This is a genomic window from Glutamicibacter sp. BS14 (genome assembly GCF_056934375.1).
This window is the reverse complement of record NZ_CM167801.1, coordinates 2,368,817-2,381,847: the sequence shown is the minus strand read 5'-3', so window position 1 is coordinate 2,381,847 and position 13,031 is coordinate 2,368,817. Positions and strand designations below refer to the sequence as shown.

8 protein-coding genes and 1 pseudogene are annotated in these 13,031 nt (G+C 57.0%); 4 read left to right on the top strand and 5 right to left on the bottom strand.

Features of this window, described 5'->3' with window-relative positions:
- Positions 1-15: 15 nt before the first annotated feature.
- On the top strand, positions 16-1,383 hold the full coding sequence (locus AC1Z36_RS11295) for an MFS transporter (protein ID WP_133833313.1): 1,368 nt from the start codon (positions 16-18) through the stop codon (positions 1,381-1,383).
- A 259-nt stretch (positions 1,384-1,642) separates the two neighbouring features.
- A complete protein-coding gene (locus AC1Z36_RS11290; RefSeq protein ID WP_105658261.1) occupies positions 1,643-2,083 on the top strand; it encodes a VOC family protein in 441 nt (146 codons plus the stop codon).
- A 6-nt stretch (positions 2,084-2,089) separates the two neighbouring features.
- Here the strand turns inward: AC1Z36_RS11290 and AC1Z36_RS11285 are convergent.
- From AC1Z36_RS11285 to AC1Z36_RS11275, 3 genes and pseudogenes are all read right to left on the bottom strand, one after another.
- A pseudogene (locus tag AC1Z36_RS11285) lies at positions 2,090-2,470 on the bottom strand (nucleotidyltransferase family protein); the annotation flags it as partial.
- Between the two features lie 103 nt (positions 2,471-2,573).
- Positions 2,574-6,029: a DNA polymerase III subunit alpha gene (locus tag AC1Z36_RS11280; RefSeq protein WP_105661381.1), complete on the bottom strand. Its 3,456-nt coding sequence runs from the start codon at positions 6,027-6,029 to the stop codon at positions 2,574-2,576.
- Between the two features lie 36 nt (positions 6,030-6,065).
- Positions 6,066-6,374 carry a hypothetical protein gene (locus AC1Z36_RS11275; RefSeq protein WP_286134558.1) on the bottom strand — a complete coding sequence of 103 codons (309 nt, stop codon included), beginning with the start codon at positions 6,372-6,374 and terminating at the stop codon, positions 6,066-6,068.
- 642 nt (positions 6,375-7,016) lie between these two features.
- Here AC1Z36_RS11275 and AC1Z36_RS11270 point away from each other — a divergent pair.
- Together AC1Z36_RS11270 and AC1Z36_RS11265 are read left to right on the top strand one after the other, a co-directional pair.
- Positions 7,017-7,679, top strand: a complete 663-nt coding sequence (locus AC1Z36_RS11270; RefSeq protein ID WP_105661383.1) for a hypothetical protein — start codon at positions 7,017-7,019, stop codon at positions 7,677-7,679.
- Positions 7,679-10,543 carry a hypothetical protein gene (locus AC1Z36_RS11265; RefSeq protein ID WP_105661384.1) on the top strand — a complete coding sequence of 955 codons (2,865 nt, stop codon included), beginning with the start codon at positions 7,679-7,681 and terminating at the stop codon, positions 10,541-10,543. The genes AC1Z36_RS11270 and AC1Z36_RS11265 overlap by 1 nt, the downstream gene beginning before the upstream one ends.
- A gap of 409 nt (positions 10,544-10,952) precedes the next feature.
- Here AC1Z36_RS11265 and AC1Z36_RS11260 read toward each other — a convergent pair whose 3' ends face one another.
- Together AC1Z36_RS11260 and AC1Z36_RS11255 are read right to left on the bottom strand one after the other, a co-directional pair.
- Positions 10,953-11,636 (bottom strand): DUF6308 family protein, encoded by a 684-nt coding sequence (locus tag AC1Z36_RS11260; RefSeq protein WP_105661385.1) that lies wholly within the window; start codon positions 11,634-11,636, stop codon positions 10,953-10,955.
- Positions 11,637-11,990: 354 nt separating this feature from the next.
- Positions 11,991-13,019 (bottom strand): DUF4238 domain-containing protein, encoded by a 1,029-nt coding sequence (locus AC1Z36_RS11255; RefSeq protein WP_105661386.1) that lies wholly within the window; start codon positions 13,017-13,019, stop codon positions 11,991-11,993.
- Between the last annotated feature and the right edge of the window lie 12 nt (positions 13,020-13,031).

The window sequence follows — 13,031 nt, the reverse complement described above, 5'->3', positions numbered from 1 at the left end:
TCTATAGTTGGTGCCATGACCAGCATCCAGGCCAACGATCCATCAGGCACCACAGCGATTATCACGGAGCCTTTGCCGCCTTTGCGCGTGCAGCGCAACTACCGGATGTGGCTGCTGGCGGACTCAACGGCTTTGCTGTCGGGCAGTATTTACGGGTTCATCTTTCCTTTGATCTTGCTGTCCGCTACGGGGTCCCCGGTTTTGGCCGGAACCCTGGCCGCAGTGGGAATGGCAGCACGGGCGAGCGTAATTTTGGCCGGCGGAGCCATGGCGGATCGTACCGACAAGGCTCGGATGATTCTCATAGGAAGTTTCGCCGGTGCTGCAATCACGGCAGCCATGGCCCTGGGCAGCAGCGTCGGTTCACTGCCGGTTGCCTCCTTATGCCTTGCCCACATCCTTATGGAACTGCGCGGCGGGTACTTTGGGTCGACAACTAATGCCGCCCTAAAGGATCTTGTACACCCCAAACAGCTCGGCCGCGCGATGGCGGCGAATCAAGGCCGCGACTCGGTGCTGATGCTCGGCTCCGCTCCCCTGGGCGGCGTGCTTCTGGGATTAGGCGGTGGCATTGCCCTGCTCATCGTCAGTGTCCTGAATCTGATCGCTGCGGCCAGTGGATTTGCACTGCGTCGTCCATTGCGGGCAGCCAAGCTATCTGGGCAAGATTCCAATGGCACCAGCAATGATTCCGAAGAGGAAGTGGCCCACGGAATTCTGGCAGGCATGCACTGGTGCTTTTCCCGGCCACAGCTGCGCGCTCTGCTGATTTTGATTACGGTCGTCAACATCGGCGTCAACGGGCTGATGACAACGCTGATCTACGGACTTCAACAGCGTTCCGAAGAACCCTGGGTTATCGGGTTAACTTCTACCTTCATGGGCGCTGGAATGCTGCTCGGATCGTTGGTCGCAACGAAGCTCATCGATAAATTCCGCAGTGGTTTACTGACCTGCACCTGTCTCACCATTTTGGGTGTAGCCATGCTGCTCATCGGGTTTAATACGAACCTGCTCTGGATGGGGACCATGCTGATGATCAGCTTCCTCAGCGTTCCAGCTCTCAACGCTGCGGTGGGTGGATACTTCATGGCCTCCATTCCGAAGCAAATGTCTGGGCGCGCTAATTCCCTAATCACCTTTATGGCACTGGCCGCTTTGCCCTTATCTCCGCTGCTTACCGGATTTGGTCTGGAATCGGTCGGCATGGGACCAACGCTGATATTTTTCGGGGCATTCGTTTCCTTAGCAGCAGTCTTGGCCTGGCTCTCACCGCAGGTACGGCGCATACCCCGTCCTGAGCATTGGATGGCGGCATCGCCCGAACTCACCAGCGCATCCGCCCCTCAACAATCCCCCGCCCCAGCGGCCTCCACCGAATAGGAGTATCCAAAGTGAATTCCGATCCCACGTCGCCCAGCGATTTCCGGCTCAAGCGATCAGCCCGGAAGCGAATCTTCAGCAGCGAAAAAAGATACCGCCATGCTTCTGCATTGACGCACCAAGCCGACGATGCAATTGCCCAGGCGAGGTATCAAGCGCTGCGCAACGAGCAATGGATCTATCTATAAGGAGGCAGGAAAAGTCTTGGAAGATCCGCAAACCCATGGCTTTCATTTTCAACCCCTCCTACCCTAGTAATATGAACAAACCGGCCCCACCTGTCATCAGTGCCATTACCCTCGGAGTGCGCGATGTCGGTGCTTCCACGAAGTTCTACACCGAGGGCCTGGGGTTTGAGCTGGTCCAGCCAGCTCACCCGGAAATCGCTTTTGTCCGTGCCGGCTATGGCTTGATGCTCGCCCTCTGGGATGTGAAGCAGATGCCCAGCGAGTACGGCGACGTCGGGCACAGCCAGCTGGCGCCACCGATCTCACTGGGACACAACGTGCACTCTGACGCAGAAGTGGACCGACACTACCGGCGAGCGCTGGATGCGGGAGCGACTTCTGTCACCGAACCGACGGTGCAGCCGTGGGGCGGCAAGAGTGCCTGTGTGGCTGATCCGGATGGCTTCCGCTGGGATTTTGTGCACAACCCGTCATTTGTCGTCGACGCCGATGGGCATGTTTCCTCGGTTTGAGAATTATCAGTTTTCAGTGATCTTCCTTGATGGTTCCCGTTCAGGCCAGGGTTCATAGGTACTAATTTGCCCAGGCTCATCACTAGTGCCTGCAAAGCAGCAGGTCTTCGCTGCGAAATGGTCGATGGCGTCCTTAACGCTGAGGAATGGAATAGCCGGCGCCCCAAAGGGCTCTTCGTACCAAAGTTGGACGCATGCTCCGTTGCGTACTTCGATTTCTGCGTCCATGCCCTTGAAGAGGACTTTGGCTCCACGAATGAGCGCATCTTCGGCCTCCCAGGACGTATCTTCATCGAAGTAGATGAAGTCGTAGTCACGAATTCCTCTTTGCGGATCTTTGCCTTCGAGCACGTTCCAAACTGTTTGGGATAGTGCACCTGCAGTGAGCCACCAATCATCTGCGCTTACGCCCGTTCTCCCCTCACATCAGGTATCTCTCCTATTGGACCCGATGTATCTGTTAGGTAAACCCTGTCAGCGAACTAGCTCATCAGGCCCCTCTCTGGTCCAGGCCTTCAGCTTCCATCCGTTTGGCAAGTTCCCCGACACTTTCGATCTTGCGTGCTCCCTCGCCGAGGTTTGGCCGATAGCTTGGTTGCGGCCGGGTGAGCTCCGCGAGGTAGCCTGCAGCAGGCAGGGTCTCCGGCTGATGCAGGTCCCAGGCGTTCAGCGCTTGGAGGGAGATGCCGCGCGGTCCGGTACGGCGTGTGACCCCGTGGATGAGCAGCATGCGTGTGGAGAAGAGCAAGGGCGCTGTGCGCTGCTGCGTGTCATCGAAGAAGGTGGCGTCGATGCAGCCAGTCCCATCATCCACGGAAATGAAGACCACACGCTTGCCTCCGCGCATGGGAGGAGTCTGAGTGGCCACCCGTACCCCGGCGACCAGAACTTCGGTTCCGTTGCGCAGGTGCAGCAGCTCGGCTGCCTGCGTAATGGGCAGGTGCGCCAGCCGTTGGCGGTACGAGGTGATCAGATGCTCGCTGGCGTCCAGATGCATGAGGTCCAATTCGGTACGTACTACTTCCGCGGGATCCAGTGCTTTGCCGGTCTGGTCGATATATTCGATCTGCCCCAGATCCAGGGCAAGTTGTCCGGGTCCCGGCCGGTATTTGGCCGGAAGGGAGCTGTGCGCCATGGATTGCGTGTGGGCGATCGTGTCGGCACGGGAGGTCCCGGACAATAGGGAATCGAACACTCCGAGCGCTGCAAGGTTCTGGTAGGTGCGTCGCGAGAGTCCTGCGCGGGCGCGGACATCGGCGAGGTGCTCATAGGGCTGGCCTGCGACCAGGCGTTGCACTTCGCGTTCGCTCATCTGGTGGATGTCGCGGAAGGCCAGGCGGATTCCATAGCGCCCAGGGCGCAGCGAGCTGGGTGCGCGGGGCACCACAGGAACCTTCGCTGGAGCGGATTCGAATATTCGTTCGACTCGGTAGTGCCCGGTGGATCGGTTGATATCCAGCGGGAGGATGGGAACGCCCATTCTGCGTGCTTCGGAGACCAGCAGCCGCTTGGGGTACATGCCCGGGTCGTGCTCCCAGATCCCGGCAAGGAAAGCTTCGGGGTGGTGCGCCTTGAGCCAGGCCGAGTGGTAGGTAGGTACGGCAAAGGCAGCCCCGTGGGCCTTGCAGAAGCCGAAGGAGCCGAAGCCGGAGAGCACCTCCCAGACTTGGTCAATGGTTTCCTGGCTATAACCGCGTTTGGCCGCCTCGGCGCGCACATACTTCTCTACGGCTGGTTCCTTCTCCGGGTTGCCCAGCAGGCGCCGGTAGACATCGGCCATGCCCAATCCGCATCCGGTGAGCACATCAAGCATGCGCAGCACCTGTTCATGGAAGACGGTCACCCCGTGGGTTTCGGCGAGCGCCGGAATCAGATCCTCGTGCAGGTATTGGGCAGGGGCGAATCCGTGGCGGTGCTCCAGGTAGGGCTTGACCATATTCGACTGCATGGGACCCGGGCGGAACAGGGAAATATCGATGATCAGGTCGTTGAATTCGCGGGGCGCGAGCTTGCCGATCAGTTCGCGCTGCCCCGGGGATTCGATCTGGAAGCAGCCCAGCGTATGGGTGGAGCGGATCAATTCGAAAGTGGGTTCGTCATCCAGTGGCACCCTGGACAGGTCTATCGCTCCGGTAGCGGAGATATAGCTGTCGTCGGCGTGCCCTCCGGCGCGGGCGGCCGCTTGCTTATCCGGGTGCATGCGGGCGATCTCCTCGAGCGTGTAGGCGATGGCCGATTGCATGCGCACACCGAGCACGTCGAGCTTGATCAAGCCCATCAGGTCCATGTCGTGCTTGTCGAACTGGCTCATCTGCAGTCCGATGCCCGAGGGCTGGACCGGGGTGCGGTCCAGCAGGCTCGCGTCGGAGAGGATCACCCCGCAGGGGTGCATGGAGATATGGCGAGGCAGCCGGTCGAGGCGCTCGGTAGCGTCGATGAGGATATCGAGCTGGGTGTCATCGGTAATGCGTTCTGCCAATGCGGCCAGCTCCGGCTTCTCGGTGAGCGCTTCGCGGAAAGAGGATGCGGAGAAGCGCCAGAGTTGCTTCGCGATCTCATCTACCTGTTCCTGCTCTACCCCGAGGGCGGCTCCTGCATCACGGACCGCGCCGCGCGCACGGTAGGCGTTCTGCATGCTCATCAGGCTGACGCGCTCTTCCCCGAAGCTGGAGAAGATCTCGCGGTAGATCTCGTGGCGGCGTGCGGATTCCACGTCGATGTCGATATCCGGCAGGGTGGTGCGGGTATCGGAGAGGAAGCGTTCGAACACCAGGTCGTGGGCCAGCGGGTTCACCTGGCTGATGCCCAGCAGGTAGTTCACCAGCGAGGAAGCACCGGAGCCGCGGGCTGCCACGCGGATTCCCATGCCGGTGATCAGCTTGACGGTTTCGGCGACGGTCAGGAAATACCCGGCGAAGTCCAGCCGGTCGATCACCCCGAGTTCCAGAGCCAGCTGTCTTTCAATGAGGCTGGGATTGGCGTGCGGCAAGAGCCCAGGCACCGCTGCATGGACTCGCTCGGTGAGTTCTTGCATGGCCGGACGGTGCAGGCCGATGATCTTCGCTTCGGGGATCACCGGCTTCTTCCATCCGAGATCGGCTACCGGGTCTGCCGCCGCCCATTCGGCGAGCGCTTCAGTTTCCCGCAAAAGCTGTTGCGCCCAGCTTTTTTCGGTGGCTTGGCCGATCTCTTTGGCCAGCTGGCGCATCTCTTGCGGGGTTTTCAGCCACCCTTGGCCATTGGGTTGGCAGGAGTCCAGGTTCTTCAGGCTATGCAGGGCGCGCGCTGAGTCCAGGATGTCTGCGGTGACCGCCCCGTCGGGGTCTACGTAGCGTACGGCATTGGTGAGCACGGCCTTGATCCCCCGCTCTTGGGCGTACCGCAGCAAGCGGGCTGCTTCACCGAGGCTGTAGCGCGATCCAGGACTGGACAGGTGCGTGGTGATTTCCACTCGCAGCATCTTTCCCACCCGGTTTTTCCAGTCGCCCATGAGGGTGCGCGCTTGGGTGTATTTTCCCTTGAGGATCGCTCTGGCCACATCGGATTCGCCGCCGAGCAGGATTATCAGGTTGCTGCTTCGGCCTAGTTCCGCAATCTGCCGGGCGCTCAGTCCGGGAACGCCATGAGCCGTGCCGTGCGCGAGGGTAATTGCCCGGCATAATGCCGCGTAGCCAGCTCCTGCGCAGCCTCCGCGGGCCAGCAGGGTGATTCTTCCAAGGGTTTCCCCGGAGGCATCGAGCACCGCGAGGTTGACTCCGAGGATCGGCGCCAGCCCTTCAGCCATGCAGGCCGCCACGTGCTTGACCGCGCCATATAGCCCGTCCCGGTCGGTCAGCGCCAGCATCTGCGCGCCGTGCGCTTTGGCTGCTTGCGCCAGGGCGCGCGGGTGTGACACCCCGTAGTGGGCGCTATAGGAAGAACTGACGTTCAAATGGGTGAAGCTCATTGCAGCCCTTCGAAGATATGTTCCCCTGCCGTCAGCCTAGGCGCTGCGGGCCAGGGAGTCATACACACGCACCAGCCGCCAGCGTTCGGTTTGCGGATCAAAGCTCACGTCGACGCTGTGCACCTGCTGGGGTCCGCGCACCGCAACCAGCTGCAGCAGCCACATCTCATAGTCAGCCATTCCTGCGCCGATTCCACGCGGAATCCGCAGGTTTTCGTCCCACCATTTGCGGCGCTCGAACCAGCGTTGAGGCTCGGCAACCAGGCGATAGTCCTGCCCCTGCCACCTCACGCGCAACGGCATTCCGTTCGCCGCACGGGCAACCTCGATTGACTCGGTGAACATCCCCACGTGTGCACTCCTTACCTAGTAGAACCATTCTATTCGAACACGTATTCGAATGACAGTTACACTAGTCAGGCGCACCGACAGTTTGGGCTAATCACTTTCACGGTTGGAGCAAGGGCAAGCCCGACATCGGAACACTTTCCCAATCGCGTTTGGACCTATATGCACGCATGGACAGCTAAACCAAAGACTGCATCCTGAAACATGCCTTGCCCTCCCCAATTTCAAAGATAGTGCTCTCGATGAACGTCCTAACACTCCTTGGCAGGCGGAGATGGATTCACGGTGGGGTACCCCACGAATAGATCGGGTGGTGGAGCGCTGAAGCGCACCTTCACTACATGTGCTCTAAAGTATGGAAGCGAGAATCTATCCGGCAGAAATCTACAGGTCTGGCATTACGCTTCGCATTCCCGGTAGCCGGTAGCGTCGTTGCTCTTTGCTAAGCTAAGGGCACTACCAGAAGAACCAACGCATGCCTCCCAAGTGCGAAGGAGTGCACGAAGCGATGGTTGAAATAGCCAAGGACAGGCAGCGCATGGGTCCGTCTAAGTTGACCTGACACGATTCGAATAACATGCACGGAAGTGTCGTAACTAACCAGGACTTTTTCGGGCTACACAATGGAGACCGCGGATAGTGGCAAATGAAGCCAAGCTGGATGACCGTCAAACGCATGTGGTTGACGCGCTGCAGAACCGTAACGAAAAATTGGCAGGTTTATATGGCACTGCCTTGGACATTCTCGCCGCGAAAGCGATTCCACCTCGGGAGGCTGCGAGGATTTCGATCATTTGCCACTGCATGCGCGAGCTAATGATCGGGCTCCCTGCAGTCATGTCTGAATTCTCAATCCCGCGTCCTGTTCCCTCCTCGGCGACTCTGCTGAGACAACTCCCAGAGCTATTGGCGGCGCACCCTGACGCTGACCTCGCGCTCGATCAAGATCTTGTGCCCGTTCCCCGAGCGGTTGCGCTGGTTCTTACCTCATTGATGAACACAGCATCGAAAGAGGAAGCACGCAACCGCGCCAACGCAGCGGCGCTGGTGACGGGAGTGCCTCACACCAAGCACCCAGTAATCGAACAGTGGACAAAGGCGTATGAATTCTTTGTGGGCTGGACCCATTTGGACCGTAACCATGACCGGCAGAGGCCACTACCGAATGACGAAACCCTGCTGGCGCACATGCGGGTGGTGGAGGACGTAATCGAAGTGCGGAGTTCCTTGTTTTTCGAGAACCTGCATGCGTTGGAGGACCTCCTCGCTGAGATCAATGCCGTCGACGATGGGGACTCGTAATGCCAAACTTCAAACCACCAACTGACACGCAAGTAAAAGAGGCCTTGCGCCGAATTCTCACGCCTCAACTTCGTCAGGCCTTCTTTGATGGGCTGAAGAATCCTCTGTGGGTGGAGCCTCTGGCTAAAGCGGGGATGTTTGATAACCCGCCGGAGCCAGAGATGACAGACGATGGTCTTATCCGAGATTTTTACTGGCCTGAGATTGATTACTTAAAGCGGGTGGCACCAAAGACACCAAAGACCGTGGTGGATATTCTCGTTAAACTTAATGGCAGCAACAATGCGTGGGTGCATAGAGCTGTATTCTCAATCGGTGCCTCAATCCCGTCCGATGAGGCCGCCAGGCTAAAGCCTCTGATCAAGAATTTAAACGAGAACGGCTTTGGACGACGAAGCGACCCCCGTGAAATCGTCGCGTTAGCCGTAAACCTGCTACGGGGCGGACAACAAAAGGTCGGAAAGTGGACGGCCAATTTGATATTCCGCCCTAGCGCCTCCGAGAATCCGCACAAGCCAAATCTGACGATCAAGGAGCACTGGTACCAAGAAGGTTTACCACGCGTGGTTGATACGTTCGACGACGCCAACGATGGCCTTAAGGCAGTCCTGCCCTGGCTCGAAGAATATGAGCGCCACTCAGGTCGTGTGACCGACACGTACGACTGGACGTTTATGTCGTTCGACTCGATTCGCCATCCTATTGGTCGCCGTTCCGCCGAGCAGTCCCTCATCGATGCGGTTTTCGACTTGGCTACCAAGTCGATGATTTCTGACCCGCGAGTAGCAAAGGCGACTCTGAGCAAGAGCCGCATGGTTCTGACGCGCAAGATCACCCTCTCTGCGGTATCAGAAGCACTCGGAGGAAATAGAGATCGGACCCCAACTGAGAATCACAATCTGCTGGCTATCGCTGCTGAGCTTTTAGCTGATAGCGAGTTTCGCGAAGACTCTTGCAGGATCCAGTTCGGCGAGCTAGCACGGCAAGTCGCAAAGTACTCACCCGCCGCGCTAGAGCCGCTCATAAGTTTCATCGCAACTGGACCGCAAATGGAAATAGACCAGTTACGCGAGCGCCTGCGCCGGGATGAGGAAGACACTCCCGATGAGCTCCAAGAACGTGTCGCAGCAGTGCTGGATACATGGAAACATCAGTGGCTCTCTGCAGTCGGCAGTGACGCGCTGCCTACGGCTCTGAAGCCCATCCTCTTAGAGCTTGACGCACGATTCGGCGCTATTGAGTCGCCGCTTTTACCTGAGGTTCTACATTCGAGTTGGAGCGGACCCAACAGTCCGATGTCCACAGACGAAATGTCTGTTATGAGTTCTGCAGAACTAGCTGCGCATCTCGAGAGTTGGCATGATGTCGGCGATGGTTGGGATCCAGGTCCGTCACACGAGGGCCAAGCCCGGGAGCTTTCGGCTTTTATAGCCACTAGCCCAAAGGCGCTGGAAGGCATCGATGACCTAGTAGACAGGTTACGACCTACATATCTGCGAGCGATTTTGGAGGGTTGGGAAGCTTCTGTAAAGGCAGACATCGATATTGACTGGCATCAGTCAATCAATCTCGTCAAGGGGATCCTCATGCACAGCGACGCCTCTTCATTCCCGGTGGAGGGCGGAAGATGGGATGACGACGTTGACTATCGCGGAGCGAAGAAAGCCGCTGTCGGCCTGCTCGAAGAACTCGTCAAGGAACGAAAAGCCTCATCCATGCCGGCTGAGGAAAGACGGCGTTTTGCCGACCTGCTTATCAATGCCAACGACCAAAGCGCCTGGACCGAGTATGACTCGATCTCACCAGAGCACGGCATGGATCCGCTCACCCTCTCGATCAATTGGCAATGGCCGATTCGAGTACGGGGCCTGCTCAATTTGATGCTCCACGGCCCAAATGCATCTTGGTACGAAGCCGCACGTGAAGCGTTCGAGAGGGAAATAACGCGTCCGGACAGTAAGGGTGCATCGCGAGCTGTCATTGGTGAAAGGCTTGGGCATTTGCTCTCCGTCGTTCCAGATTGGATCAAGCCCCGTCTCGGAGCGCTGATTGGATCAACTGACGGAATTACACGAAATCAGCAAATCGTACTAACGACTGCGATGGCAGTCCATTACTACAGCAGTGCGCTCTACGACTCATTGGCGCCGTCCATGATCGCGGCCATTCGGTCAACACAGCCCCTCGTCACAGGATGGCAAAATAGCCATTCCGACCCGTTGCAACGAATCGGAGAGTGGGTAATAGACGCGATAATCTTCGGTCACAAGACGCTGAGTGATTCGGTTGCAGCAGAGTTTTTTGCAACCGCGGAACCTAAGATCCGCGGAGCTGCTGTCGGGCATATCGCCTGGACGTTCGAAAATGCCGAATCGGTTGATGACGTGATTCGCGATCGGCTTGCTGACCTCTGGGATACGAGAATGAAGCATGTCCGCGAACACCCTGAGGACCACCAAGAATTACTCGAGTTCTATTGGTTTGTTTCAAGCGACAAATTCGATGTCTCCTGGTGGTTGCCTCGTTTAAAGGAAGGACTGGACCTCGCCCCGGAACTCGCCCATGAATCGCACATGATCAGCAAGCAAATCGCAAGCTCCGCCGATGTAGACCCCAGCGGGGCGTTCCAGGTGGTCCGGCGTCTCCTCACGAATCGAGAGGACGCCAGCACGCGGTTCTGGGTTTTAAGCGAAAATGCTGTGCCAATGGTCATCGCGAGAGCGGTTGCTTCAGGTCACGAACATCTAAAGCAAGAGGCGATACTCTTCATGAACGAACTAGGAGAACAGGGAAACCCCGCGCTTGAGAAAGAGGTACAGGCCGTGTTGAACGGCGAGATCACCCAGGATGACGTCAAGGACTAGCGACGACGTGGATTCTCTGGCACCAGTTCGAAGATATCAGTGGCAGCTGGTTAGATCGACATCGGCGCTTTACTACCGCGCTCGACGCCACCAATAAACACCACCGATACTCGCAGCGGGTTCATTTGTCCTAACACAGGTAAGTCTGCGCTCTAACTGCAACAAAGCCACCTGAAGCTCATCGTCGCGAGCGCCCGACCAAGACTTTCTGTGGACAGGTGTTGGGCAGACACAGACCGTATCGTCCGTCTCAACGGTAAGCTGCGTTGGTGCCAAAAGCGGACGAATCACTGCTCGACGATCTGAACGGTAACCCACCCCTTATTGCCGCGGCCGGTACCTTAAAGCTTTGCGAGAAGCAGACCAGAAAAATCGTGAAGAAATGAAAGCAAGGTTGGCATTGGTTGACCTAGCAACGTTCGCGACCAGCCCGCCAGAGGACGATATCCAGTGTCCTCAGCAAGGACAAATGGGCTGCACCCGATTCACTACGAATACTATTCGCAAAATCGACAACAGGCCGGCGGCCCTCGACGTCTAGGTGCATGGCTTCCCACCAAGCCCGCCAATAGTCCTTGTCCCGTATACCAAGTATCCGCATAACCACTTCATCTTGCACTGGAACCAAATTTGGGCGTTTGCGAGCAAGGATCTTGCTTGCGATGGTAGGACCAATTCCCCACTTTTTTCCCTTGAAGTCGGTCCCGTGTCGGACTAATTCCCACAGCTGCTGCAGTGCCGATTGGGCTCCAAAAGTGAATTCGTAATCGCAGTCCTCGTTCTCGATCGTCAGCTCCGTGGGTATCTTCACTAGCAAGGAAGATACCGTAGCGTCTAGCCGGGTGAGCAACTGCCATGCAGCAGAGGCTGGGACATCAACCGAAAGGAATGACACCGAGAGAAGATCCTCTGCGGTCAGACGCATCGGAACTTGCCCTGTACCACCGAGTAATTCGAAGCATCGCCCGGTAAACCGTGGCCTACCCTCGGCGTCCTCCTCTTGATACTCTGCTACATAGCGAATTGCTTCGGAAGTCGGGATACTCCGCAAGATATCCCAAATTCGTTGCCCTAAAACTAAGTTATCCCGCATTGTTTCTCCTCGAACATCATCCGAAATATGAGCAAATCAACTTCCTAGATTCGCCAGACTCACGAATGCCGTAGGCTTCCAGTGAGCTCAGTGGCATGATTCGGGCCTAGAGATTTGTCATGATCATAATCTCTCTAGCGACAGGCGCGATGTGTACGCACCCTAAATCCAACCGTTCAGTATCTGGACGTACTGACTCCTCAGTAGGAATTATGCTGAATCTGAGGCATTCAATTTTGGGCGACTGGCAACCTTCCGGTAATTACGCCAACGGTAAGTATCCTTGGCAGGATCAACACCTTCGAGATCATTTATGAATCAACAGAAACCTTCGACGCAATTTGCCTATTCTTCCTACTGTCCAAACCACGGCTCACCGTCGAACTCAGCGTCCGTGAATCCATTTACTCTCATCTTTACGAGGTTTGGTTCAGGAAGATTATCTGGAACGAATTGTGCATCATCCGGATGGTGATAGACATATTCGCTCGCTGACCCCACCGAACGCTCGTTGAAAAGCTTCTCCATAGATGTAGTGCCCGGTTGCTGCTGATCATACGTCCCTCGAAGGATTGAAGTCCTGATCTCCTGAACGTCTGGGTTCTGTGGCGTTAGACCCTTAAGTAATACTCCCGGATCACACATGAGTAGCCCCAGCTTCCGAGAGATTGGAAACGTGATCCCCCATGCAGTTGCAAACCCCACCCCCTGCCATTGTTCGTGGTCGGGATTGGGAATCAAACTTATCGGAGCATCCGAAGTGATGAGGGAGCGCCGGTCAAACTGCACGAGGGTCCATGGGCGGCATTCCATGTACGATGTTAGCTCTTCGGCAGTTTCTACCATGTGCTCAATATGGGTTTGGTTTGGGAAAACGATTGGTGGGCCTCCCGGCTGCGTGACTGCTTCCCAGATATAATCTTCCTGCTCGGGAGTCGGGTCGAGTCCGAAGTTTTTCTTGATCCAGCTGGCCACGTACCTTCGACCGCCAGCCCCAACCTCGACCCTGATCATCTTCGCGTGAATGTAGTCCATCGTCTTACGAGTGTCCGGACCACGAACACATTGCAAAGCCATGTAGAACGAGAGTGTCTGACGGTCAGCCTCTGAAGGCGGGAACATACCAGTCTCGAAGTTCCTGAGAATGATGGTCGCGTCGTGCTCGATCCGGCTCAGTGCTTTCTCGAACTCGTCGGGTTCTGACAGCCCGTCAATCGTGTAAAAATGCGACTGCGCAGCCACATTTTTCACGGACGAAACGAAAGTCTTTCGGGAATCATCGAAGGGTACGACGCTGATTCGTCCCTTGTCGTTAGCAAACCCCCGAAGATACGCCTGCGGAACGTAGTGATGAAGCTTTGCCGTGTTCCCTTTGCCTGCCATATGAGCAGTATT